This window comes from Brevibacillus laterosporus (assembly GCF_030489605.1).
Classification (GTDB): Bacteria; Bacillota; Bacilli; order Brevibacillales; family Brevibacillaceae; genus Brevibacillus_B; species Brevibacillus_B laterosporus_E.
In genome coordinates this window covers 47,283-73,393 of the sequence record NZ_JAUKFY010000010.1, presented here as the reverse complement: position 1 = coordinate 73,393, position 26,111 = coordinate 47,283, and the positions used below count along the sequence as shown (strand labels likewise).

General features: G+C 41.6%; 23 protein-coding genes and 2 pseudogenes. 5 read left to right on the top strand and 20 right to left on the bottom strand.

Features of this window, described 5'->3' with window-relative positions:
• Positions 1-360: a L,D-transpeptidase gene (locus QZ995_RS12760; RefSeq protein ID WP_301807352.1), complete on the top strand. Its 360-nt coding sequence runs from the start codon at positions 1-3 to the stop codon at positions 358-360.
• Between the two features lie 572 nt (positions 361-932).
• On the opposite strand, the gene QZ995_RS12755 is transcribed toward QZ995_RS12760, so the two are convergent.
• From QZ995_RS12755 to QZ995_RS12735, 5 genes and pseudogenes are all read right to left on the bottom strand, one after another.
• Positions 933-1,376: an OsmC family protein gene (locus QZ995_RS12755; protein WP_301807348.1), complete on the bottom strand. Its 444-nt coding sequence runs from the start codon at positions 1,374-1,376 to the stop codon at positions 933-935.
• 222 nt (positions 1,377-1,598) lie between these two features.
• Positions 1,599-2,045 carry a GNAT family N-acetyltransferase gene (locus QZ995_RS12750; protein WP_301807346.1) on the bottom strand — a complete coding sequence of 149 codons (447 nt, stop codon included), beginning with the start codon at positions 2,043-2,045 and terminating at the stop codon, positions 1,599-1,601.
• A 182-nt stretch (positions 2,046-2,227) separates the two neighbouring features.
• Positions 2,228-2,521 (bottom strand): annotated as a pseudogene (locus QZ995_RS12745) (sigma-70 family RNA polymerase sigma factor); the annotation flags it as partial.
• Between the two features lie 1,151 nt (positions 2,522-3,672).
• Complete coding sequence (locus tag QZ995_RS12740) at positions 3,673-3,798, bottom strand: hypothetical protein (RefSeq protein WP_301807343.1); 126 nt, start codon at positions 3,796-3,798, stop codon at positions 3,673-3,675.
• Between the two features lie 409 nt (positions 3,799-4,207).
• Complete coding sequence (locus tag QZ995_RS12735; protein WP_301807341.1) at positions 4,208-5,908, bottom strand: hypothetical protein; 1,701 nt, start codon at positions 5,906-5,908, stop codon at positions 4,208-4,210.
• A gap of 425 nt (positions 5,909-6,333) precedes the next feature.
• Here QZ995_RS12735 and QZ995_RS12730 point away from each other — a divergent pair, with 425 nt between their 5' ends.
• The gene (locus QZ995_RS12730; protein ID WP_301807340.1) at positions 6,334-6,738 is read left to right on the top strand and encodes a DUF3221 domain-containing protein; all 405 of its coding nucleotides are present in this window, start codon (positions 6,334-6,336) and stop codon (positions 6,736-6,738) included.
• Between the two features lie 402 nt (positions 6,739-7,140).
• Here QZ995_RS12730 and QZ995_RS12725 read toward each other — a convergent pair whose 3' ends face one another.
• Together QZ995_RS12725 and QZ995_RS12720 are read right to left on the bottom strand one after the other, a co-directional pair.
• Positions 7,141-7,773, bottom strand: coding sequence for a hypothetical protein (locus QZ995_RS12725; RefSeq protein ID WP_301807339.1), 633 nt, complete (start codon positions 7,771-7,773; stop codon positions 7,141-7,143).
• A 572-nt stretch (positions 7,774-8,345) separates the two neighbouring features.
• Positions 8,346-8,504: a hypothetical protein gene (locus tag QZ995_RS12720; protein WP_301807338.1), complete on the bottom strand. Its 159-nt coding sequence runs from the start codon at positions 8,502-8,504 to the stop codon at positions 8,346-8,348.
• 177 nt (positions 8,505-8,681) lie between these two features.
• On the opposite strand from QZ995_RS12720, the gene QZ995_RS12715 reads away from it, so the two are divergent.
• Positions 8,682-10,229 carry a recombinase family protein gene (locus QZ995_RS12715; RefSeq protein WP_301807336.1) on the top strand — a complete coding sequence of 516 codons (1,548 nt, stop codon included), beginning with the start codon at positions 8,682-8,684 and terminating at the stop codon, positions 10,227-10,229.
• 154 nt (positions 10,230-10,383) lie between these two features.
• Here QZ995_RS12715 and QZ995_RS12710 read toward each other — a convergent pair whose 3' ends face one another.
• A complete protein-coding gene (locus QZ995_RS12710; RefSeq protein WP_301807335.1) occupies positions 10,384-11,892 on the bottom strand; it encodes a recombinase family protein in 1,509 nt (502 codons plus the stop codon).
• 913 nt (positions 11,893-12,805) lie between these two features.
• On the opposite strand from QZ995_RS12710, the gene QZ995_RS12705 reads away from it, so the two are divergent.
• Positions 12,806-13,147: a zinc ribbon domain-containing protein YjdM gene (locus QZ995_RS12705; RefSeq protein WP_301807333.1), complete on the top strand. Its 342-nt coding sequence runs from the start codon at positions 12,806-12,808 to the stop codon at positions 13,145-13,147.
• A gap of 232 nt (positions 13,148-13,379) precedes the next feature.
• On the opposite strand, the pseudogene QZ995_RS12700 reads toward QZ995_RS12705, so the two are convergent.
• The 3 genes and pseudogenes from QZ995_RS12700 to QZ995_RS12690 all read right to left on the bottom strand — a co-directional run.
• Positions 13,380-13,733 (bottom strand): annotated as a pseudogene (locus tag QZ995_RS12700) (sigma-70 family RNA polymerase sigma factor); the annotation flags it as partial.
• A 209-nt stretch (positions 13,734-13,942) separates the two neighbouring features.
• A complete protein-coding gene (locus QZ995_RS12695) occupies positions 13,943-15,295 on the bottom strand; it encodes a sodium-dependent transporter (protein WP_301807327.1) in 1,353 nt (450 codons plus the stop codon).
• Positions 15,296-15,608: 313 nt separating this feature from the next.
• Entirely contained in the window at positions 15,609-17,363 is a 1,755-nt protein-coding gene (locus QZ995_RS12690) for a methyl-accepting chemotaxis protein (protein WP_301807325.1), read from the bottom strand.
• Between the two features lie 272 nt (positions 17,364-17,635).
• Between QZ995_RS12690 and QZ995_RS12685 the strand changes: the two genes are divergently transcribed.
• On the top strand, positions 17,636-18,109 hold the full coding sequence (locus tag QZ995_RS12685) for a Mov34/MPN/PAD-1 family protein (RefSeq protein ID WP_301807322.1): 474 nt from the start codon (positions 17,636-17,638) through the stop codon (positions 18,107-18,109).
• On the opposite strand, the gene QZ995_RS12680 is transcribed toward QZ995_RS12685, so the two are convergent.
• The 9 genes from QZ995_RS12680 to ruvX all read right to left on the bottom strand — a co-directional run bounded on the left by QZ995_RS12680 (position 18,072) and on the right by ruvX (position 26,104).
• Positions 18,072-19,871, bottom strand: coding sequence for a peptidoglycan D,D-transpeptidase FtsI family protein (locus QZ995_RS12680; RefSeq protein WP_301807319.1), 1,800 nt, complete (start codon positions 19,869-19,871; stop codon positions 18,072-18,074). The genes QZ995_RS12685 and QZ995_RS12680 overlap by 38 nt on opposite strands.
• 124 nt (positions 19,872-19,995) lie before the next feature.
• Complete coding sequence (udk, locus tag QZ995_RS12675) at positions 19,996-20,637, bottom strand: uridine kinase (protein WP_301807316.1); 642 nt, start codon at positions 20,635-20,637, stop codon at positions 19,996-19,998.
• A 1-nt stretch (position 20,638) separates the two neighbouring features.
• Entirely contained in the window at positions 20,639-21,919 is a 1,281-nt protein-coding gene (locus tag QZ995_RS12670; RefSeq protein WP_301807314.1) for a peptidase U32 family protein, read from the bottom strand.
• A gap of 45 nt (positions 21,920-21,964) precedes the next feature.
• Positions 21,965-22,906 (bottom strand): peptidase U32 family protein, encoded by a 942-nt coding sequence (locus tag QZ995_RS12665; protein ID WP_301807313.1) that lies wholly within the window; start codon positions 22,904-22,906, stop codon positions 21,965-21,967.
• Positions 22,903-23,556: an O-methyltransferase gene (locus QZ995_RS12660; RefSeq protein ID WP_301807312.1), complete on the bottom strand. Its 654-nt coding sequence runs from the start codon at positions 23,554-23,556 to the stop codon at positions 22,903-22,905. Before QZ995_RS12660 ends, QZ995_RS12665 begins: the two co-directional genes overlap by 4 nt.
• A 121-nt stretch (positions 23,557-23,677) precedes the next feature.
• Positions 23,678-24,784, bottom strand: a complete 1,107-nt coding sequence (mltG, locus tag QZ995_RS12655; RefSeq protein WP_301807311.1) for an endolytic transglycosylase MltG — start codon at positions 24,782-24,784, stop codon at positions 23,678-23,680.
• Positions 24,785-24,863: 79 nt separating this feature from the next.
• Positions 24,864-25,271 carry an NUDIX hydrolase gene (locus QZ995_RS12650; RefSeq protein WP_301807309.1) on the bottom strand — a complete coding sequence of 136 codons (408 nt, stop codon included), beginning with the start codon at positions 25,269-25,271 and terminating at the stop codon, positions 24,864-24,866.
• A gap of 117 nt (positions 25,272-25,388) precedes the next feature.
• On the bottom strand, positions 25,389-25,685 hold the full coding sequence (locus tag QZ995_RS12645) for a DUF1292 domain-containing protein (RefSeq protein WP_301807308.1): 297 nt from the start codon (positions 25,683-25,685) through the stop codon (positions 25,389-25,391).
• A gap of 5 nt (positions 25,686-25,690) precedes the next feature.
• Positions 25,691-26,104 (bottom strand): Holliday junction resolvase RuvX, encoded by a 414-nt coding sequence (gene ruvX, locus QZ995_RS12640; protein WP_031413999.1) that lies wholly within the window; start codon positions 26,102-26,104, stop codon positions 25,691-25,693.
• Positions 26,105-26,111: the final 7 nt, after the last annotated feature.

The following is a 26,111-nucleotide window of genomic DNA, read 5'->3' as shown; positions in this document are numbered from 1 at the left end:
TTGGCTTATCACATTCATGTTTCCATATCCAAGCGAAAATTATATCTATTCAATGGAAACCGGCTTGTTCGATCATACCCGGTAGCTTTAGGCAAAATCGCTACAGCTACACCGCGCGGGAATTTTACCATTATTAGCAAAGTCCCTTATCCGAATTCTTACCCAGGCGGTCCCCTAAGTGTGTTTGGTACATATTGGCTGGGTCTAAGCAAACCTCACTATGGAATCCACGGCACCAACAATCCAGCCTCCATCGGAAAATATGTATCACGCGGATGTATTCGTATGTATAATCGTGACGTAGAGGCCCTTGCCAAACTTGTGCCAATCGGTACACCTGTCTATATACGTAGAGAGTGATCTTAAAGCCATCGAGTAGTCCAGAATATCTTCTTTCTCAACATACAATTATGTTATCTAATGTTTTTTTCTTTGCGGATATTTTGCTCTCTTTCCATAAATGTGTACGTTTTCCTTCGATATGAGCATGCTCCGTGAACCTTGTCCCACATCTTAGTCAGACAATTCGGACATCTGTACCTTTGACGTTTTACCTCTATTTTTCTTGGCTCTCCGTCTACAATATCATCGAATACCTGAATGCGGCTTTCGGTTTTGTGAAGCTTTTGGTTCTTACAAACTGGGCATCTTTTAGGAGGTTCGGTGTAAACATTCATTAAGTAACCACACTCCTCATCGAAGTATTTAATTGAAAGTTTATATTCTATTTTATTTTAATCTACTATCAAAAGTAAACCTAATTGTAATTTCTTTTGTTACATGCAATATCTTCTTACTATTCAGAAGAATTGCATCCTAAAAATAAGTCGATTCCCGTATGGATATAATCCTATCGTTATATTTTATAAAAATGAAAAAGCACCTGCAAGAGGTGCTTTACAACCGCTAATATCATTTACGTATCTTATAGATCAGGATTCAATAATAATTCCGTTTAATTTTAGATTCACCGGATTAGCAATTGTATCTCCAACTGGACAAGTTTGCTCTAAAAATTCTACGAATGATTCTACTCGTTCTTTTGGAGCATCTGTTTTGACATGAAATGTGTACCTGATCTCAGAATATCCACGACGAACATCAGATTTATTCATGAAACCATCTGTATCAAGATCACCTTCTACCTCTACCCAAAAATCATCAAGACGAATGTCAAATTTTTTGGCATATACTCTAGCAACGATAGATTGGCAGGCACCTAATGCGGAAAGCACCACTTCTACAGGATTCATCCCGGTATCAGTCCCACCTAAGCTTTTTGGTTCATCAATGGTCAACTCAAAATTTCTGGAACGAGCCTTAACGACCATTCCATCCTGTAAATGCGAAGTTGCTTTGAATGTTTGAACAGGCATTCTGAACACTTCCTTATTATTGGATAAATGACTGAATAATCAAATTATATCACTTTTTCTCCAATCATCCTAAAGTAAATGTAATGACCTTTAACATCTTTATCTACACATCACAGTTACAAGATTTTCAGACTGACCAAGACTAGCCCATGAAATAGTCGTAGGTTCCTCTCGAACGAGATTTCATACGTTCATCATGATCCATGATTATTACGTATTTGTCTATTTTTCCAATAATGTAATAAAGACATTAGGGGCAACTTCAATGTCTTTTACTTCTATAAATCCAAACATCGAATAGAGTTTTTTCGCCGGAATATTCTTTGCCCCAGTACTAACCGTTATTTTCTTTCCTTTGGCTACATTCTCTATTACATAACCCACCAAGCTTCTGGCTATGCCTTTTCGAAAATGGTAGGGGTGAACCACTAATCGACAGATCTCAATATGATTTTGATCCGCCGTATAAGAAATAACCCCTGCCAATTCCTGCTCAATCATATAGCCTAAAAAATTTTCATTGCATGTCCGAATGGTTTCAACTGTGTCTTTTAATTGAGGAATTCCGTAAAAATGAATGATCTCTGCCTCTATTTTATATGCAGGAATTTGTACGTTAAGAATTTTTTTAGCTATTTCTTCGTCGCTTACATGAAGATTCGTAATCATATGCCACATCCCTTATGTTCTTTTCCTTATACGTTAAGTAAACCATCAATAAAAAAAGTTTCAATACTTGAACTTTTCTATGTATTGGTTCTAAGCATTTAGATAACAAAGGTACGGATCAATGATGTAATTTTTGGGGGAGTGTTCGATTGATGTGTCTCTTGTACTCCCCCATGATCAAATCATCTCCCGCCCTGCGTCTGTTTCGTTCGATAAAACTCATGAAACAGCTTCATCAATGCTCTTTTTTCAATACGAGATACATATGAGCGAGAAATACCCAATTCACGCGCTATTTCCCGTTGTGTTTTTTCCTTGTCTTGATCAAGGCCAAAACGACCGATGATGACCTCTTTTTCACGTTCATCTAAAATATGAATATGTTGATAAATCTTGTTGCTTTCCAGCTTCAGTTGCACTGCATCTACTACCTCATCTGTTTCTGTGCCCAGAACATCTATCAGGGTAATTTCATTCACCCCTTGAGGTTATCTATATGATCAGATGTTTTTTGTAATAGGTAGAACATTCGAGTAGCATGCATACTTTTATCCACTATTCCCTTCTGTAAGTATCCCTTTAAAGCCTTATTTGTGTAATTTAACGTGCTTTATTATTCAGCTCTCTAAACAAGCTTTTGAATACTTCTTCTTCTTTTATCATTCGGTTTTTATTTTCGGGTAAATAGGTCTGGCAACAGCAATAATTGGAGGGATCACCTTTACTGGAGCTTTATTATAGTCGAAAGCATTATCAAGCAGCCATTCAATCGCGGGTGGCTGTTTTCACTTGCATTTACATATTTCAAAGCATAGCATTAGCGTCATAACTTCCAATCTGAAAGGGGCAAAGTTGGCAGTAATCTTGAATACTTCATTGTAACTGGATCCCTTGAAGCTCCGATTGTCTGTCCTCTCAGACAACAACGGTTTTCCATTTGTGCACGAAATCTATGCACGCCAGGGTGAATACAAGGGGAAGAAAGGCTTACATGTGAGCATCCGCTTCGACTATGAAGCCTGCGGAACATTGCTAGCAGTCAACTTATTCCAACCAAATATGGAAGGTGATTATAGCACAATACCACTCAAGTTTAATGCAAATCTATTGATTTATTCATCATAGACTAAGCCCCCGCTTTGCTCTGTACAAGTTTTTAAGTCTTTACTTATATTGGATCTTATCACGCAGTTTTACTATCAGACTCCATACAAGCAAAAATTACCGGTTTTACTACATTAGATAGTAGAACCGGCTTTCCTTATAAAGGATGCTGAACAGAATAGTAATAATTGACTATATTAATAAAATAGGTTTGTTTTAAAAAATTTAATTAATGGATGATAAGGTTTGTAGATATGGAGCTATCAGTAAAAAGAATAAAGAGTAATGGAATTAATTATAAAGATACAACCAGATGTAATGAATGTATTTTTATACCACAATAAGGGCTGTCTAACGGAATGATCCAACAAAAACAACAACCAGGAGTTTATCGGAGACCTTAAATCTGGTGTTGAATAGCACTTTACTGCAACCTTCGTTAAATCTTTAAAGAGAACCTAAATATTTCGGTATAAAAGTCCTTGTAGATATGCATGGCCTTCCAAATAAAAATAAAGGCTTTTCATTTTTTCTCCTGTTTTGCTTTCAGTAAACTATAGAGAGCTACAAGGTCTCCAATAAGAACAATTACAGCAGCTATTATCCCTAAATCCTCCGCTGAAAGGGAATCATCTGACTTTGAAGCCATTTATTTCTTTCCCTCCACTATCGCTTTTTATTTCAGTCTATTCCGCATGTGATAAGATTGCCATAAATCATCCGAAATATAGCAAAAGACCATCCGTCAGTTTACTGGCAAATTTTGTGGTTGATTTGTTTCCTACAGGTATTTCATTTCTTATTAGTTCATTTGTTATCATCAAAAGCGATGGGGGACTTTTCGTTTTTTATCCGTTTTACAGCGTATCAGTTCATGAAAGTCCTGCCTTTAGCGTTCTTATCATCAAACGGGAACCAGTTTTCACAGTGATGTGCTTTTCACTGTTCTCTCCGTTCATACCCTATGAAAACGTATAAAAGCTGTCGAGTTTCCTCGACAGCCTAAGAGCGCTTAATAGTGCAGTTTGTTTGTATGATAAGATAGGTAACTCATTTTTTTATGGTCCAAGTCTAAATACATTAAACCGTGCTGCTGGTCCTAATGCCGGACTTCCTATCAAAATCGGTACTGCACTTAAATTGAATACTTGCAGAAAATCTCCTGCTACTAGCGGGCCAGTGAAACCAAATGTTGTAAGTTCTTGACCTGCTGGATTTACATATATCGCTGAAGCTAAGGTTTCAGTTGTATTGCCATTTAATGCAATTCCAATAATTACTGGTGAACCTGCTTGTACTGGGGAAATGTCAATGTTCGCTATAGCAAAATACTGTCCTGGTATTTGTATAACGATTCCATCCACTGCTGCATTTGGTGCTGTATTAACAAAAATACTGGTTGTCGACGGATCAGCAAAGCTTATTAGAGCCCCAGCGGCTACTGTTTGTGGAGCTTGAGCAGCATATCCACCCAAGACTGTTAAGTTTGGGCCGGTTGGGCCGGTTGGGCCGGTCGGACCGGTTGGGCCGGTTGGGCCGGTGGCTCCCGTAGCTCCAGTCGCTCCTGTGGCTCCCGTAGCTCCCGTGGCTCCGGTGCCTCCGGTGGCTCCCGTAGCTCCCGTCGCTCCCGTAGCTCCCGTAGCTCCCGTAGCTCCCGTGGCTCCCGTAGCTCCCGTGGCTCCTGTCGCTCCCGTAGCTCCCGTGGCTCCCGTGGCTCCTGTCGCTCCCGTCGCTCCCGTGGCTCCCGTGGCTCCCGTCGCTCCCGTGGCTCCCGTAGCTCCCGTAGCTCCCGTGGCTCCCGTGGCTCCCGTAGCTCCCGTCGCTCCCGTAGCTCCCGTAGCTCCTGTGGCTCCTGGATCTCCCGTCGCTCCTGTCGCTCCTGTCGCTCCTGTCGCTCCCGTGGCTCCCGTAGCTCCTGTGGCTCCCGTAGCTCCTGTCGCTCCTGTCGCTCCCGTAGCTCCCGTCGCTCCTGTGGCTCCCGTCGCTCCTGTGGCTCCGGTCGCTCCTGGATCTCCCGTCGCTCCTGTCGCTCCTGTCGCTCCTGTGGCTCCCGTGGCTCCGGTCGCTCCGGTGACTCCGGTGGCTCCCGTAGCTCCCGTGGCTCCTGTGGCTCCTGTGGCTCCCGTGGCTCCTGTGGCTCCTGGATCTCCCGTCGCTCCGGTGGCTCCGGTCGCTCCTGTGGCTCCGGTCGCTCCTGTCGCCCCGGTCGCTCCTGTCGCCCCGGTCGCTCCTGTCGCCCCGGTCGCTCCTGGATCTCCCGTCGCTCCTGTCGCCCCCGTTGTTCCTGTGGCCCCGGTCGCCCCGGTCGCTCCTGTGGCTCCGGTCGCTCCTGTCGCCCCGGTCGCTCCTGTCGCCCCGGTCGCTCCTGTCGCCCCGGTCGCTCCTGTGGCCCCGGTCGCTCCTGTGGCCCCGGTCGCTCCTGTCGCCCCGGTCGCCCCGGTCGCTCCTGTCGCCCCGGTCGCTCCTGTGGCTCCGGTCGCTCCTGTCGCCCCGGTCGCTCCTGTCGCCCCGGTCGCTCCTGTCGCCCCGGTCGCTCCTGTGGCCCCGGTCGCTCCTGTGGCTCCGGTCGCTCCTGTGGCTCCGGTCGCTCCTGTAACTCTGATTACTCCAGTAATAAATGTGCAACAAAATGTAGATGATGATGAAGAGTAGATATAACATGATCTCTTCATTTCTACGGGATTTTTCCTAGAATACTGTTCAAGTTCAGTATTTGTAATTTGACCCCATATCCTTTTTAATTCATGATGTTCTTTCACTTTCCACACCTCCCTTTTACATCAGGATATTCCATGCACTACGAACATTTTTGTGCAAAAAGTACCTTACCTTAAAATTGGCACTATCCTAACCCAAATGGCAAAAAAAGCCCATGTAGCAATATGAGCTTTTAGACCGATAAAAAAGAACTGAACCAGCAAATCCTCCCTTCCTCCTCCCAAACGTTTTTCGTTTCGCCTATTCTTTTTGTACCTTCACTAACTAATTATTCATGTGTGAAATCATACTACCGAGCATCAGATTTCTGTAACAATTTCCGCCAGCTCTTTCTCTTGCCTGATCGCTTTAGATTTATATCTAAATTTTGACTAATTTGTTAAATATTTGAATATACAAAGGTTTTGCGACATAGAAATAGAACCCCTACTATGTAAGGATAAAATTTAAAGGAGGATATTTGATTATGAAAATTTCAAAAAACAAATTAGTAACGGCAGTAACCACTCTTGCATTAGGCTTTGGATTCACAATGGGGGTAACACCTGCTTTTGCGGATTCAACTCAATCCTCTTTACAGAACTCCTCTATTTCTTCTGTTGAGCAGGAGGAGCAACAGCCTTTCACTGGCTACGTTATTTCGATTGATGATATATACATGGTTGTAGCCAATACTTCTACAAAAGAAGAAGCACTTTCTTACCAAGATGATTGGTGGGAATTAGCTTCTCAAAACAAAATTTTAAGAGTCCCTGTATCTGCTGGTGACCATTATGTTCTGGGTGAAAAGTTGAATGTATTTGCAAAAGCGTGGACGTTGTCAATTCCACCAATAGCAATAGCACCTACGATTGAAAGAGTAGCCGATTAATACCATACTGTTGTCTTGTCATTTTTGTATGTTAGAAAAAATCGACCTAAAATTTTCAGGTACGATGTATTATTAGCAAGACAAAATCCCTTAACAGCAACCAGAAAGGGGGTAAGTCATGAGCTCACTCCCTTTCTGATGGGTTTAAAAATCTATGTAATTTCGAGTAGCCTATTTATCATTTATTAGGTGTTCGTCTATCTAAGAAGAATGTACCCTTTGATAGAAAAGTAAAAAGCACCCAAGATGGATGCTTTCTTTTTATTCTAATTTCTTTTTCAATCTTTCCTCGTTTACTAATGTTACCCCTACTGGTAATTCAAATATAAAATCTTTTTCACTAAATGTAGGCTTAAAATTAACGTTGGTTACCGTATACTCATGGGTTTGTCTGTTATTATTTCAGTTTCCAGTAGACTTTAATTTAAAGCCCGTTTCTTTATCAATCCACCAGTCTTGATAGGATACATTGGATTTCCCGTTTCTTGCTATTTCCGTTTTTAAAGAGATATGATAAACCGGTCGATTAAGTAATGACTCTTCTACAACCTGAACGGTCTTTTTCGTATCAGGAGAAGTATGTTTTTTATTTATGATTCGGAAGTCCAAATCTTTTTTTACTTTATTGATTACATTATTTTCGGAATTTGATCCCTTTTGATAAAGGATGGCTTCCTTATCCCCTGTTATATACTTTGTTGTCTTACCTGCTTTGCTGACAGAATACTGTATTTTCCTATTCTCTCTTATTTCTATGCGCTCTTCACCCTTTATTGTATTATCCCAATTCTTTATATAACTAGTAGATTTCTGAAGCTTTCCGTTTTTGAGATCATGAGTAATGTCTGTTGCTTCAAAGTAAACAGAAATTGGCTTCTTTTGATTTATTTCTGCAATCACTTGATCAATATGTAAGGTTTGTTTTTCCTTACTAGCTTTATTATTCACGGCTTCTGCTAATACTGGACAAAAAGGGGCAGTGGTTGATAGCATGAAAGTCATCATACATACTGCTGCGAATGCTTGCTTTTTCATCGAAAATGTCATCCTCTCTTTTTTCATTTTTTTGTCTATTCATTTGATCCAGCACCAGGGATTTTGTGACAACAAATCTTTAAGAATATGCAACACATATTTGTTCCTGATAAAAAAGTTTTATTATTTATATCCAAATATTTCAATCTGTGTTATGCTAATATCTGAATATTGCAAAAAGGTGGTGACATAATGAAAAAGTTTGTGACTATTGCATTTGCTGCATTTTTAGTGTTCTCTATTTCTACTAGTTCATATGCAGCAGCTAAACCTATGTGCGGATACCCTCAAGGTTGTGAATTAATATTTTAATGATCCTCAGGCCTCTCATTAGAGAGGTCTTTTATTATATAGAGTGGAACAAAGCTGTACTCTTGGCAATCTCCAAACATACCTCCAGCTTAAGAAGCATATTCTGGATTATATAAAAGAAAGAGGACGGTTTGAAATAACAAATAGGGAAATCCATCTTGTACGGTCCGTTCTACATCTAACGGATTACCTTTTGATCAATAATATCTGCAAAGGAAGGAAATATTTGCAAGCTTGTCCATCACGCCCAGATTGGGCGGTCATACCGAAGCATCTTTTGCATAAAGGGATTTGATAATGGCCCAGCCTGCGTTGTGATAATCACGGAGAACCTTTTGCTTTTCCTCCTCTGTCATAGGGGACGGAGCTACGATATTCACAATGGTTTGGCCATCTTGAATGGACATATCGTACTTCATGTAATGATCCCTCCTCGCTTTATCTATATGAGGTGATGGCAATGGGACAATCCTGATTTTATTGCTTAATTCGAACACATCAATATAGGATTTTTTACAAATTATTTCTACTCATTTTGCTTAAGCCAATGGATTTCATTTATCATAGGCATGATCTTGCTTTTCGGGAGGTATCGTATGAAACGCATTGCTATTTATCTGCGCAAATCCCGAGCAGACCTCGAAGCAGAATCTCGTGGCGAAGGGGAAACCCTTGCAAAACACAAAAAAGCCTTGCTGAAGGTGGCAAAGCAGTTGCAACTAAATATCGTCAAAATTCGTGAGGAAATCGTCTCTGGAGAAAGTCTCCTCTATCGCCCAGAAATGCAAGAGCTTTTAAAAGAAGTTCAAGCACATGCATATGATGCTGTACTGGTGATGGATATGGATCGCCTTGGACGCGGTAATATGCAGGAGCAAGGCCTGATTCTTGAAACATTCCGCCAATCTAAAACTAAGATCATTACCCCCCGAAAAATCTATGACCTAGAGGATGAGTGGGACGAAGAGTACAGCGAATTCGAAGCATTTATGGCTCGAAAAGAGCTAAAAATCATCAATCGCCGGCTACAGGGCGGACGCATTCGTTCCATTGAGGACGGCAATTACATAGGGACTCGCCCACCATATGGATATTTAATTGAAAAGAAGGGAAAAGAACGATACCTCATTCCCCATCCCGAACAAGCACCTGTTGTGAAAATGATTTTCGAATGGTATGCACATGATGACTACCAAAAACGACTCGGAACAAGTCATATTGCTAATCAGTTAAACAAGCTTGGCTATAAAACTTATACAGAAAAACCATGGACGGCCCCATCCGTCCTAGTCATCTTAAAAAACGCTGTCTACATCGGGCGTGTACAGTGGAAAAAAACAAGCTTCAAGAAATCCACGGATGTAACAAAAAAGAGCGAAAAAAAACTTCGCCCCCAAGAAGAATGGATTGATGCTAAGGGGAAGCATGCACCTTTAGTTTCGGAAGAGTTATTTTATAAAGCGCAGGAAATCTTAAAAAAGAAATACCATGTTCCTTATCAATTGGTAAATGGCATTACGAACCCATTCGCTGGTGTTATCAAATGTGATCTATGCGGATCATCTATGGTTTACCGTCCATATGGGGATCATGCACCACATTTGAAATGCTATAACCAGCTTTGCACAAATAAAAGCAGCCGCTTTGATTATGTAGAAAACGCCATCATAAAAAATTTGAAGAAATGGCTAAAACATTATAAAGCCAATTGGGATGCATATAAAGAGCCTGAAGCAAGTACCAGCTCTATCAAACTGAAGGAATTTGCTGTAAAAAGTCTGACACGTGAAATAAAGAAATTAGAAAATCAAAAGTCTAAATTACACGACCTTTTGGAACGCGGCATCTATGACGAAACAACATACACAGACAGATCACACCGCTTAACAACACGCATAGACGCTACAAAAGCAGCTATTATCCAAGCACAAGAAGAATTACGTCTGGAACTACAAAAAGAAAAAGCGCAGCATGACATGATTCCTAGGGTTGAAACAGTAATAGATTTATATGAAAAAACAGATGACCCTGCCAAAAAAAATCATCTGATAAAATCAGTCCTCGATAAAGTGATCTATCGGAAGGAAAAGCATCAACGAAACGACCAGTTTGAGATAACCCTGTATCCTAAATTACCACAATAAAAAATTGACACTCAGATGGATAACATCTAAGTGTCAATTCATTTCCTTCTTTATCCATTCCAATCGGATCATGCAGAGATACATCCTTTTTGGTTTTTTTCAAACTACGTAGGTGCATCAGAATTTCCATTTTAAAGTCATTAGTGATACATGGTTAGAATGTGTAAATCTCTACACTGTCCTCAAAAACTCTTACTTCACGGACGATGTGACGAATCATTTTCTGTTTCTCTTCAAAGGTAAGCTCCTCCCGTCCTTTATTCAGGTAATATTCGACAGCCTCCTGAAGCTGGCTCTGTCTATGCCTGTTCCTTTCCTGATGCAAAACAGAAGCTGTAAGAGCAGTTAGTTCCTTTGTTAATGCTGCTTCTCTTTCTTTAAGCTCGCGAATAGATTGTTGAATCTCTTCTTGGGATATATCAAGCCCTTGAGAAAATAACATAAGCAGCCGTTTTCTCCCCGACTTCGCCTTTACGACCTCTTTTTCCAATCGAGATATCTCAGCTTCCTCCAATGAAGAATTTTGATCAAGCTGCACTATCTCACTTGCTGCCGCAATTTCGTTCGGTTGATTCAGCCAGGTCCGAATTGTTCTCCATACCTCATTCTCCAGCTCCTTTGCTTTTATTTTCCTGCCGCAACCAAAATGTTTCGCACCAGAGAAATTTTTTACATCCGTATATTCAAGTATGGGCTTTCCCCAGTTATTTGATTTTCTACCTGTCATGGTATTCTCGCAATTTCCACAGCGTACCAGCCCACTTAAAAGATATCTGTGGTTGCTCTCCTTCGCCCATCTGCGCCGTGACTCGTTCATTAACTGTTGTGCGTGTTCATACGTTTCTTTCCTGATAATGGCTGGACACTGTACTTGAATCCACTCCTCTTTCGGGCGTTCCCTCATTGGGATACGTTCCTCTGGAGCTCTATGCTTATTGCCTAACATTCCCTCCGTGTTCCAACGATTTTGATAAAACTCTCCGATGTATGCACGATTTTGAAGGATCTGTCGAACTACTTGACGGTGCCAGACATTTGCTCCGCGTTTTGTCGGTATATTTTTTTTTGTAAGATAATGAGCAATTCCATTAATACCCTTTACGAGATTGTTCGGTTTTGTAAATAATTCGAATATAAGTCTCACAATTTCCGCTTCGTTTTCATTGACAATCATTCGGTCGTGCTCTTTATCGAAGTTGTAGCCGTAGACTTGAAAATCTCGCAGTACTTTACCCTGCCGTGCTTTTTGTCTGCGCCCCCTGCTCATGCGTTCTGTAATTTTTGCTTTCTCAAATTCAGCAATGGCACCGCGCATACTGTAAAACAGGTTACCCTCGGGAGTTTTCGCATATTCCCCATTAACAAAGACCAATTCCACACCGCGTTTATCCAGCTCGTCTGTAATAATCAACTGATTCATCAGTTTACGCGAAAGTCGATCCGGGTCTAGACATACGATCTTTTTGATAAGTCCGTCTCGAGCATCCTGACGCATTTTGGTTAATGCAGGCCGATCTAGAAATTCCCCTGAAATTCCTTCATCCACATATTCTAAAACGTTATCCGTTTTGGCCTTTCTTTTGCATTCGGCTATCTGGTCTTTCAGGCTGAACCCCTTCCTGGCTTGCTCCTCTGTACTTACCCTCGCATATACTCCGACCATCTAACCTCTCCCTTCTGTACTTTTCTTCCAGATAAGCATAGCAGGATAGACGTATCTCGCTAGTAGAATCACCTTCAATCACTTTGATATGCATCTAGGCATCCCCCCCATAAAGGTTATGCGGGTTGTGCTTGTCTGCTTTCGAAAAAAGCTTCTTTATTTATCGGCAATCCCCCCAGATTATGGAATGTCCAGTCCTCGTTCTAAAAAGCCTTGATTCAGTTTGCTTGTCATACACAAAAAATATTAAGAATGGTGGGTACGCCAAAAACATCTAACTGACATATGAAAACATAATGAAAAGAGAACAAGAACAAGTATCCAAATAGCTGTTCATGCTACTGATAAAACAGGATTACATTTCTGAACCTCGCTTGGCTATAAACATTTTAATACCCTTTACTTATCGATATAGCTCTTAATCCGCATAAACAAACGCATTTCCCCGAAGGTTCGTCCAATCATTTTTCAGTATTGTTGCTTATTATAAAGTATTAAACGATAAGGAGGTGGCGTACATGTCATGTTGCTTCCGCCGACGCCGTCGTTGCTGTTTCAAAAAACGTCGTCGTCGTTGCTGCTGTCGTCGTCGCTTCTTCTGTTAGATATTACTCCGATACCGTCCCCATGATAACCGGGCGGTATCACTTTTTCTGCACGTACATAGGAAAATAGTTATACCCCATTCACATGTATAACGAGTGATAATTATTTCGAATTACCTGCGTTTTTATGAGGATAATGAAGGGAAAGGTTGTCAATAAGAGAAGACTATGGCAGTATATAAGGATATAAGAAACTGCCTATATTTTTGTGGATTTCGAGCTCGTGCTTTTCTTCGAAGTTGTCAAACAGAAATTGAAAATTATTCTTATATATTCATTTAGCATGAAACGAATGGAGGAAATGAATAATGGTAGATTTGCCAAATTGCCCAAAGTGTAGTTCAGAATACACCTACCAGGATGGAAGTTTGTTTATTTGCCCTGAATGTGCTCACGAGTGGACTTTAGCAGCAGAAGCTGAACATAGTGAGGATAAAAAAGTTATTAAGGATGCAAATGGAAATGTTTTAAACGATGGTGATACTGTAACAGTAATCAAAGACCTTAAAGTAACAGGAAGCTCTTCCGTCATTAAAATAGGTACAAAAGTAAAAAATATCCGCTTAGTTGATGGGGATCATGATATTGATTGCAAAATTGACGGCTTTGGGGCTATGAAATTAAAATCCCAATTTGTTAAAAAGGCCTAATAACTTCTTTATGTAACCAAACGGCCAAAGCTATTATACTTGAAAATCGCGGGTGCTTCCAACACCTACAAATCATACATAGTCTCTCCCACACCGGAGAGTCCGCCTTTTAAGAAGAAGTAACCGTAGCCGCTGATGTCTGCTCAGGGCGGTTGCTTCTTTTTATTGACAACAATAGTAGCACAGTTCTACAACAAACACGTTTAGCCTGATCAATAAGGATACGCATGACTAATGACAGTAGAATATCATTTTCAATACATCTTGCTGCATAGGTAGCAAGCTTCGTTCCTTTATTCACCTGGTAACTCTCAATGGCTTTAATTAGTCCGATGGTACCGATAGAGATTAAATCCTCGCTGTCCTCGCCGGTGTTTTCGAATTTTTTGACGATGTGCGCCACCAATCGCAAATTATGCTCAATTAATTTATTTCGAGCGATGGGGTCTCCCGTTGCCATTAATTTAAGATACTTTTCTTCTTCTACCTCGGGCAGCGGTTGCGGAAACGCATTGTTTTTCACATACGCCACAAACATAACCAATTCCTTAAACAGTAGCGAAAGCGCCACGAAGACACTTGACAAGTCTGCCACCTCCCCTTCAGTCTTCTCCTCTCCCTATCCATATGTAGGCAATTGCCTATACGTGCCTGTACAGGATCAAAACTAATAAAATCTCGAATACAATAAACAACCTGAAATAGTATTACCTATCAATAAAATGGAAATATAAGCTTGCTACTATCAAAAAAAGCCAGCTAATTAGCTGGCGAATACAAATGTAACCCTTGATTTTAGGAGAACGTAACAATTCCCAACGTATTTAGGAACACAAGAATAATAAGAACAGGTAACACGTATCTGACTAGTAAAAACCAAATTCCAAAGAAGCTTGTTGCCAGTTTGGAACCGCGTACGAATTCGGCCTGCAGCAGCTCACGTTTCATTTTCGTAGAAACAAACAAAGCAATGAGCAGGGCTCCTAATGGTAGCAGCAAGTTACTAACTAGATAATCTGCTGCTTCGAAAATACTTTTGCCAAAAAAAAGTTTATCTGACCAAATTCCAAATGACAAACAGGATGGTATTCCTAGTACAAAGACCCCCATTCCAGCTATCCAAGAATAGCGTCGACGTTTGCTTGAATCTTTTCGCGTCAGAGAAGCTACTGTTATCTCTAAAAGGGAAAAAGCAGATGTAATCGTGGCAAAAAAGAAAAGTGCCAGGAAACATGCTAAAAAGAATCCCCCTAATGGTATCTGGCTAAACACAGCAGGCAACACGTGAAAGAGTAGTCCCGGTCCTTGTGTGGGTGCAAATCCAAGTGCAAATACGGCTGGAAAAATCGCTAACCCTGCGAGCAAGGATATGAGTAAATTTAGACTAACAATGGAAACGGCTGATCGTGTTAAGCTTACTGATTTATCCAGATAGGATGTATAAGTAGCCATCGCAGATGCCCCAAGACTCAGTGCAAAAAATGATTGTCCCATCGCAGCTAAAATCGTGGAAGATTCGATTTTGCTCACATCAGGCTTTAAGAAGAAAACGATTCCTTCCCATGCGCCAGGTAACGTTAAGGCTCGTCCCATAAGTACAATAAACAAAATAAATAAAGCAGGAAACATATACTTATTTGCCTTTTCAATGCCATTTTGAACGCCGCGGGCAATGATGATAACCGTTAGCACGATAAAAATAAATTGGGCAAATAACGCCAGATAAGGCTCGGAAATGACTTGCCCAAATAATTGCTCGTAATTCATATTAGGATGGCTTAGATTTCCTGTGACTGCCATTCCCAAATATAGTAATATCCAGCCTCCTACTACACTATAAAAAGAGAATAGTAAGAAGCACGTGATGACTCCCATGATACCTAAGAAGTACCATTTCGTTCCGGGAGCTAATTCTCGGTAGGCAGACACCGCTTCCTTTCCTGTACTACGGCCAATAACAAATTCACATAGTAACAGCGGCAACCCTATCAGTAGAGTAAAGAATAGAAATAATAGAAAGAAGATTCCTCCCCCACTGGTTCCCGCTACATATGGAAATTTCCAAATTGCTCCCAATCCGATTGCCGATCCGGCTGCTGCCAAAATAAAACCAATTCGTGAAGTCCATTGTTCTGACTGATGACTCATACTATACTCCGCTCCTGACTTTTCTCTGCTACTTTCATTGGCCCCTCTAAAGGCCCCTAAATTTTATATTATACCTGATTTTTGTCCATTTCCAAAGTGCTTTATGACTAAACTTTCTTTTCTAAAAAAGAGGAATATACGTATCCATTCTAAAAAAAGACGACAGGATGCTTCCCTGCCGTCTTGCCATATGATTTCGAACCTGCATGTATCTATTTGGCTACCATGATTCGTTCCTACAGCCCTCTAGTCTTTTCTTTGCGTAGGTATTTTCCCTATTTTAAAAGTGTACTACGCTATCCCTTTGATTTTACTATTCTTTGCTCACTTTAAAATGTTCAACCGCAGTCTGTAAAGCTTTTGCCGTTCGGTTCACTTCACTTGCAGAAGCGGCAACTTCTTCTATGGCGGCTAACTGCTGCTCAGAGGAGGAGGCTACGTTTTGTGTATATTGTGTAGCACCTTGAGCAATTTGTGATAACTGCTCTATAGTCGCCGTGACCTCCTCTGAACTGGCTGACATCTGCTCGGAGGAGGCGGACACCTCTTCAATTTGTCCGGTAATATTTTGAATGGACGAAACAATTCTTTCAAAAGCCTGTCCAGCCTGTTCAACAGCTTCTACCGTTTCTACTACCTCTTTTTCTCCTTTTGTCATGGAGTCCATTGCTTGTTGCGTGCCCTCCTGAATGCCTTGTACCAGCAATCTGATTTGATCTGATGATTCTTTCGATTGTTCAGCCAGTTTGCGCACTTCATTAGCTACAACAGCAAAGCCTTTTCCATCTTCACCCGCACGTGCCGCTTCAATCGCTGCATTTAATGCAAGTAGATTGGTTTGATTAGAGATTGTAGTAATGGCTCCAGTAATATGTCCGATTTCAGCAGAAACCTCATTTAAGATATTAATAACCATTACAGCTTCATTAACCGTTTGACTTAATGCTTTCATTTGTTCAATCGTATTTTGGATCACTATATTTCCTTGCTCGGCTTCTTTTGTTGCTTCGACAGCTACTTCTGCAACCTGAGAAGCAGATTGGGCAATACGTTGAATTCCTGTAGCCATTTCTTCCATTGAACGTACACTTTCCATAGCCCCCTGCATCTGGGTTTCCGAACCGGCTGCTACCTGTTGAATATCGGCGGAAATTTGTGTCGTGGCTTGCGTGGTCTGTTCAGCGTGAACAAAGAGATTTTCGGAAGAGTCGACCATACTTGCTGTTGTTCGATCAATCCCCTTTACGACCTCTTCAATGCTACATAACATCGCATTAAAGTTCTCTGCCAATACCCCTATCTCATCCTTAGAAGTTACTGGCACACGAACAGTAAGATCTCCTTGTGCAGTCTGTAAAGAGAGGTCAGATATATCTTTGATGCGCTTCAACGTATGACGAATGGCAAAGATACTGCCACCAAGTAAAAGACCACCCATGCATAAACTTATTAATACAGGTATTTGTAAGCTTTGCAACAAATCCTTTTGCATCAAATCATAATCAAAGTTAATAGCCAGTACTGCCGAAACCTGATCAGAACGGTTCTTAATCGTGGTAAATACCGTTAAAATTTCTCTGTCTTCCATAAAAAAGGTTTTTGAAATACTTTCTCCCTTTTCCAATGCTGTTTGATAAGCGGTAAGCTGTGAAGGATTAAGCTCGACCGCTGTGTTAGGCTTAACACCCGCCTCAACAAGCTTATCGCTTGCTAAAATAACCTTAAGCTGGCTCTTTTGATCTGTTTCAATAAGGTCTGGAGCAAATAGATAACCATCTGTTATATATTCCGCTTTTAAAGAATTATCCAACTTATTGGACAGACTTATAAACACGTTGGTGTACCCCGAATAGGTGCTTGAATCGTCAGCGAGTAGACGTTTCACGGCATCTATTTCTGAAGATAAGGTTTCAAGCTGGGTATCGACTGTTTTTGAAATTGCCGAAATTACTTGAATAAACATCTGTTTCTGCCGATCGTACGATAAGACAATGGAAACCGAGGCAAATAATAAAATGATGACTGAGATGAAAGCTATCGCACGAAACGAAAGGCTTCTGTGATTCAAATGGTATCGCCCCCCACATTTTTCAGTGATTTGAACAGACCTATGCATTATCTATATCGTCAATATACATCAAAAAATTTAGGCCTAATTACTTACTGTTTGTAAAAAATTCGAGGTTATAGCTTTTTACACAAAAGAACAGGGTATTTTGTCCTGTTATTCTTCTTTTTTGTTTTTGGTATAGCCACTTGACCAATACACGTCCTCCCAGCCTCTCACATATACTGGCAAGATAGTTAACAGTTCCGTCATTTTGGAAAGGAGGTCTTGGAATGACAACCTTATACCTTACAGAAACCGCATGGTCACAGATACGAAGGGCGGTTGGACATTATCCAGAATTAGAAACAGGTGGAATTCTTTTAGGCTATAAACAAGATGCCAAGAGTTGGATTATTACATTTGCTAGTGAGCCTGGTCCTAATGCACTACGGATGCAGCATTCCATTTTATTTGATGATAATTATCTTCAACGTATCATTAAGCGTAAAACACGACCAAATAGTAGAATTCAGTACATTGGTGACTGGCACAGTCATACTATGCCGCGTCTTACGCCCAGTCGAACCGACAAAAATACGTTTGTTCAAAAAAGTAATCAAAATGAATATCGTTCGGATTCACCTATCATGTTGATAGTCGGATATAACCGACAGAAACAGCTAATGGCTCGTGCATACTTCCTAGAAAGAGGGATTCGTTCTTTTTCTAGGATCGAAGTTCAAACGTCGCAAGCCGCTCAATAGCTAATTTAAATGCTTGCGTCGCTTTATTCGCCCCTGATATCTGTTGATTTTTCGCTACCACTACAATAGCGTATCGCGGACTATTAGCAGGAGCAAATCCAGCAAACCACTGATGCACCTTAGGCTCTCCTTTATACAAGACCTGTGCGGTTCCGCTTTTACCAGCAACAGATAACGGCAGGTCTTTCAAGGAGCTGCCCGTGCCTTGTCGGACAACCTCCTGTAGAAAACGCGAGAGCTTTTGCGAAGTAACCTTATCCACTCCTGCGCCAGTTAAATCCTTCTGTGAAAACTCATAAAAGCGACTTCCATTTCGATATTCAATTTCCGAGACAAGGCGGGCTTCTTTTGCTGTTCCGCCTCTGGCAATCATAGCCATCATATTTGCTGCTTGCAGAGGAGATATTTGCACATCTCGCTGACCAATTGCTGTCTGAATGAGAACACCCTCATCATTTGGCGAAACTCCTTTAGCAAACACTTGTCCACTTTCTTCTCCGTCTAGCTGCTTAAAGTTCTCCATTTTATACAACTGGTCAATCTGCCAGCCAACCTGCTTGGTCAGTCCCATTTTCTCTGCCTGCTTCAGGAGCCGTTCTCCTCCTAAACGCTTGGCGATTTCTGCAAAAGTAATATTACATGACTCTGCAAAGGCCTCCAGCATCGTTAAGTGTCCGTGACCTTCTTTTTTCCAGCAGGAGAATCCATATTTACCATAGCTGCCTTCACAGGTAAAGGTTTCACTAGGGGATACAACCCCATCCTCTAGTGCTGCAGCAGCTACGACTGTTTTGTAAACCGACCCTGGTGAAATCTGAATCAATGCTTGGTTTTTCCAATTTCCTTCTTCCACATTCACCTTTGTTGGATCAAACTTTGGACGAGAAGCCATTGCCAGGATATCACTATTTTTCACATCCAGCACTACGATCGCCCCAGCTTCTATTCCTGCCATATCCATGGCCTGTTCCATAAATGCTTGAATTTGGCGATCCATTGTTGTTTTGACTGTCAATGGGTAAAAGGCATTATCCTCTATCGAAAATCTGGTATCCAATCCACTTAAGGGATTTCCTTGACCATCTACATAATAAGAGAGGATGGAGGGCTGCATTCCTTGTAAAAATCGATCGAACGTTCTCTCCAGTCCTGAAGACCCAATTGGGGTATCCGGCATCATTTTTCCATTGCGCAAATCATCTGGATATAATTGTGCGATTCGCTCAGGATTTTGACTTACATACCCGATCACCTGTTTAGCGATGCTTGTTGGGGCATAGCGTTCCGTCATTGCTACGGATAAAATGCCAGGAATTTTTAAATCATTAATTTGCTTCATCTGTTTTTCATTTAGCTCAATAATATTTCCAGCAAAATCACGCAAAGGAGCCGGATTTTTTCCATTCTGAATCATTTTCATGATTTCAGACTCCCTGCTTTGCACAATCTCAGCTACCTTTCTGATTTTCTCATTTACCTCCGCATTTCCACGAGCCAACGGAAAAATAATGAGCGCATTCTTTTCTACGCCTGTAAGTGGTTCTCCATGACGATCTGTGATTTCACCTCGACCGCTGTTTAATGTAATAGCTTGCTGTCTTTGCCTAACCGCCGCTTTAACCAAATCAATTTTATGAGGGGAAAATGAATTAGTTGCTGCTACCTGAATCCACCAAAGCCTAACCAATAAGCCTCCAAACAACAAACTAATGATTAATAGGATGAGAAAGCTTCTGCGTTTATGCAGCACTTGCAGGTCCATTTTCTTTCTAACCTCCTCTCGTTTTTCTCACCAGTATCTCCCTTCAGGCACTTTTTCAAACCAAAAAGACCCACGCCATACAAAAGATGGCATGAGTCTTTTTTCATTCATGAAACAGCTATGCTTATTCAAAAAAACATTGGTTCTTATCATGTAAGATGTTGTGAATCTTCGTAGAGAGCAGATCAAGTGCTACCTTGTTATAGCCACCCTCTGGAATAATGATATTTGCATAGCGCTTAGTAGGTTCGATAAATTGCAAATGCATAGGACGAACAACATTTAAATATTGTTGGACAACACTGTCTAAACTGCGTCCGCGCTCCTCAATATCGCGCTGAATACGCCTCACGATGCGAACATCGGCATCTGTATCAACAAATACCTTAATATCCATCATATCGCGAATACGTTGGTCTTCTAGGATCAACATACCTTCAAGGATAATAACATCGGCAGGCTGGACACAGACTGTCGTTGCCGCTCTGGTATGCTCCTTAAAATCATATTGCGGTTTTTCGATTGCTCGATAGTTGAGTAGCTCATGGAGGTGTGTTAGCAACAGGTCATTATCAAAAGCAAAAGGATGGTCGTAATTTGTTTTTACACGCTCATCCATTGTCATGTAGCTTTGATCCTTGTAATAAGAATCCTGCTCAATCATCAAGACGCTCTCGTCTTTAAACTGGCGGTATAATTCTCTTGCAACGGTGGTTTTACCGGACCCGCTTCCCCCGGCTACCCCAATCAGTACGGGGCGACCCATTCTATAGCTCCTTCCTCATCATGTCATAAGGCTTCACCGGTTGGTTTACCTTCATTTTGACCAATGACATTGGATGACGTGCTGCATCTAATGCTTCATCGGTGACATGGTGCCAAATTTGTTCTACCTGTTGTGCAAAGAATGTATCTGGTCCAAAGAATTCTACCTTTGAGCCCACTTTAAAGTGGTTGCGCACTTGAACAGTTGCAATGCTTGTAGCCGGATCGTAATCCATAACCAATCCCGCAAAATCGTAAGGGATCGGATGATCTGGTTCACCAAAGATTTGTTCTTGTGTACTTGGGCTTCCATAAAAGAATCCAGTGGACAGCGTACGCGGCGCAGCCTTATACACTTCGTCGATCCATTCTTGTTTGATCTTGAAGTCTTTCGGATTTTCAAAGTAAGAGTCAATCGCCATGCGATATGCACGGGAAACGGTCGCTACATAATGGATAGATTTCATCCGGCCTTCCACTTTTAAGGAATCGACACCGGCTTCAATCATATCTGCAATATATGGCAGCATGCTTAAATCCTTCGGAGACATCGTATATTGCTCTTCTCCTTCAGCAAACAATGTCTTGGCACCGTTTTTCTCCGCCTCTTCAAAGTTAAATCCATCTTCGAATAGATCATATTTCCAACGACAGGATTGTGCGCAGCCTCCACGGTTAGAATCACGCATCGCCATATGATTAGACAATACGCATCGACCGGAATAAGCAATACACATCGCGCCGTGAATAAACGCTTCGATTTCTACATCAACATGAGATTTTATATCATAAATTTCTTTCATGGAAACTTCACGTGCTAGCACGACACGGGAAATTCCTTCATCTTTCCAAAATTGAACAGAGCGCCAGTTCGTTGTGGAGGCCTGAGTGCTCAAATGAACTTCAATTTTAGGAGCCGCCTTCTTACATGCCTGAATCAAAGCAGGGTCTGCTACGATAACAGCATCAATACCAATATTTTGCAGCTCCTGGTAATACTCGGCCATACCGCCTAAATCTTCGTTGTGGGCAATAATATTGGTCGCTACAAACACTTTAGCTCCGTGAGCATGGGCAAATTTAACCCCTTCACGCATTTCATCATAGGAGAAGTTATCAGCATTCGCACGCAAGCTGTATACTTGACCTCCGATATATACGGCGTCAGCTCCATAGCGAATCGCAAACTGTAATTTTTCTAGGTTACCTGCTGGAGCCAGCAGCTCAGGCTTGGCAATCACCGGTTTCAATCCGGCTTGGTTTGGAGTTATAATCGTGCTCAAGATGATTCACCTCTCATTTCAATTTACGCAAGTCTTCTTTCCTAATTATGCATGGTAAGGAATTGGTGGTTTATAATAAAATCCAGTGTTTAAAGGTCGATTTTTTGGTTGCAGAGCTTCTACTCTTTGCAGAAACTCAGCCGCTTTATCACGATATTGTTCTACATCAGATACGCACAAATCTAATGCTTCACGATATAGCTTCGTCACTGCGATGACATACTCAGATGTATGCAGCAATCCTTCAATTTTCAAACTGTCCAATTCACCATTCACAAAGTCCTCAAGACCATCAATCATGCAAATATCTTCTGCACTGATAATATGAGTTCCATGGACATCTTCATACACAGGATAGCTAATATTGCGGCGTTTTTCTTCCTTCACATACATGCCGCGCTCCATACTGGTATCTTCCTGCTCCAGATCGCGTCCTTGATGACCAAAATAAGCCGAAACAAGATCACGCTTGGATTGGAAAATGCAGGTTGGTCCATGTACTTGTGCTTGAATTTCACATTTTGCTTCCTGCTGATTTTCGATCGTCTCGTCTATCGTCAATTCACGTGCCAATACAGCACGGCTTGCCCCTTTTTCTGCCCAATAATTAATCGTATCGTAGCTTGTGGATAGCATTTCCATGCTCCAGTGCAGCTTTAGCTTCGGAGCCACTTGTTTAGCAGCAACCAGCACAGCAGGGTCACCGAACACTACCGCATCTGCTCCTACTGCTTCCAAATGAACCAGAAAATCGTCTAATCCATCTAATTCTTCATTGTGCAATAACGAATTTATATTGATGTACACCTTAGCACCCTTGCTATGTGCCAAGCGAATCGCTTCGTCTATTTCTTCAACGGTAAAGTCTCCTGCATTGCGTAGTCCGTAGCGTGCTTCTCCAATGCTTAGAGCATCTGCACCGGCCTCAATTAGCGGCAGGACATCAGCTAATTTTTTTACCGTAACCAATAGTTCAGGCTTTTTCACGCACTGCCCTCTCCTCTCGTCTGCTTTACACTAACCGCGATCCCATCCCCTATAGGTACAATTGAAGTTTCTAATTGGGGGTGTCCCATGAGATGCTTATTAAATCCATCAATCTTCTCAACCATTTTCTTTTGCCGTTTTCCCGCTGCTTGCGGATCGGTAACAAGACCACGGTATAAAACATTGTCCGTAATTACTAAACCTCCTTCTTTTAAAAGAGGAAGGTATAATTGTAAAAAGGTGAGATATTGTCCTTTGGCTGCATCAATAAACAGACAATCAAACTCATATGAACCAGACAAACCCTTTGTCGCGTCACCCTCAATCAGTTCAATCCGATCTTCTAGGCCAGCTTCCTTAAAAGAAGTCCGCGCGCGGGTGATCCGCTCTTCATCAAGTTCCATTGTTATTATTTTTGCCGTAGGAGCAGCCTCAGCCAGCCAAATTGTTGAATAACCAATGGCTGTACCTACTTCCAAGATGCTTTTGGGTCTTTTGATTAACAGTAAGGTACGTAAGAATTGGGCCCCAGTCAATTGAATGATAGGGATATTCTCTTCACGTGCCTCCTGCTCTAGTCGCGTTAATAGCGGGGAGCGCTGTGGAATGAGATTTTGTAAATAATGATCTATCGCAGGGTTCGTAATCATGTGGAAGGTCCCCCGTTCTCTTTCAACCAGATAGTATACATTTTGGTATAGAATCTGTCATAAACTAATTCACAACCGTTCTATTATAACACATTTCGCCAAAACAGCCACTATCGTTTTGTTACCAACTTCCTTGACTTTTCGCATTTTTGGAAGCATGCTCTGCAAATGTTTTGGAGAAATAATGCTCCTGTGTCCCGTCCTTTTTCGTCACAAAGAAGAAGTATTCGTTTTTTTGCGGATTTACGACCGACTCAAGCGACGCTCTGCCAGGGCTCGCAATAGGTCCAGGTGGCAGGCCCTCATGGAGATACGTGTTATATGGACTCGCTATCTTTAAATCATCAAATGTAATGCGATCACGTTGTTTGCCTAAGACAAATTGTACAGTGGCGCATGATTGTAATTTCCAGCCATCACGCATTCGATTATAAAAAATTCCGGCTACAATTGGCCTTTCATGATCTACTACCACTTCGCGCTCGACAATCGCCGCCAAATTAACAGCTTCATCCATTGTTAACTGGTGCTTCTTTATTTGCTCGCTCCATTCCGGCTTCCACTCTTTTTCAAACTGCCCCAGCATTTTGGCGATAATCTCATGCTCAGTTGCTCCCTTACGAACCTCATAGGTTTCTGGGAACAAATATCCCTCTAGCCGGTATTTTCGCCCTTCTATCTTCGGAATAGACGAGACAAATGGAAATTCAGGGAAATCTCCCTCATTTATTTCCTTTATAAAAATATCTTTCTCAATTAGCCCTTTTTTAGCAAGCGCATCTGCAATCTGGCCTACATTCCAGCCCTCTGGTATGGTAAAGCGTGCCACTTCTGCTTGAGTTCCTTCGCTCAGCGTTTTAATCAATTGATCGATGGTCACTTGCTGATCAAACTGATAGGTTCCTGCTTTCAGATCACCAGCTACTCCCTGATAGCGAACATAATACGAGAATAGAGCGGCATTCTTAATAATGCCATTCTGCTCTAGCAATGCAGCTATCTGCTTGACACTAGAACCTGGAGGGATATCTACTTCGACTGTAGCTGTGATTGGGCTTGGTTGCAGCTGTTGATATGCATAATAGGTTCCCACGCCGCCTACGACTAGGACAAGCAATGTAGCCCAAAGCAATCCTTTTACAATAAACCCACCGCTTCGTTTTTTCCGCGATCGGGATTGATTTCTCAAGAATTCCTGTCTCTCTTCACTACCTTTTGCCAAGCTCACACACTCCTCCTCACATTACATCGCCATTCATTATACAAAAAGATCAAATATCTTGCACGTATTGATAGAGTCTTGCCGTTTATCTATCAATTTTTACATCTGTAAAAATTCTTCTCAGCAAATGAGCCTGATAAAGAGTATCATCATCCAACTGCTCAATCTCAGTTAAACGAAACCATCTTGCTTCCGTGATTTTAATGCCGTCTATCTGAATGGTGCCTCCGTTTACCGTCGCTGTAAAAACATTGCACACCACCGAATCTTTCGTTTCATCTACAAATTGATAGATACCTGACAGACTGGTTAACTCTACTTGTAGACCCGTTTTCTCAGCTACTCTTTGCACAGCAGCATCCATAATTTTTTCCCCTGCTTGTACAATTCCTGATGGGATGTTCCATAAGCCTCCAAGTTCTTCCTTATCTTCTCGAATCAGTAAAAATTGATCTTCGTGTTCTATTACGGTACTTACCATTTTTGTCGCCATAAGCTCCCTCTTCCATCCTTGATTAAAAAAAGCATGAGCTACTGAAGAAAAGTCATCATCCCTGTGACGTCCTTTTCTCCAGTGGACCCATGCTAGTTTTTACTACGTGATCAAATACTAGTCCTCTTCACTTTCCAATTCGTCAATCAATGTTTCAAAGGTAGCTTCTACAGCATCCCATTCAGCATCGTCTTCAATCGGCTCAAGAATATCGCTTCCATCGTAACGCAAGAAGTGAACCTCATACTCCTCGTTATCCTCCTGATCAACTGGAACTAACACTAAATATTTACGATCTTCCACTTCTAGGATGTACATGATGCGGAAATCACGGGTAGCTGAATCGTCTTCCCCTTCCTCCACCAATGCGATCACGTCGCCTACTTCATAGTCATTTTGCATGTCTTCACTCATTGTTTTCACCTCGAATTAGCATCCAAATACCCCTGAAGGATGAGTACGGCTGCCATTTTATCAATTACTTTCTTGCGCTTTTGGCGACTCACATCAGCCGATATTAACATTTTCTCCGCTGCCATCGTCGTCAATCGCTCATCCCAGAGATGAACGGGCAACCCTGTCCGCTCCTTCAGTTGCTCAGCAAAAGCTTGACAGTATTCACCCTTAGGGCCAATCGTGCCATTCATATTCTTCGGCAGACCGACCACAAGTGCTTGTACTTGGTACGTCGCAATCCATTCTTCGATACGCCCAAAATCATTTTCTTTGGACGAGCGTCTAATCGTTTCGATTCCTTGAGCGGTCCAACCCAGCTCATCGCTTATTGCGACGCCTATGGTCTTTTCACCCACATCCAATCCAAGTATACGCATAATTATC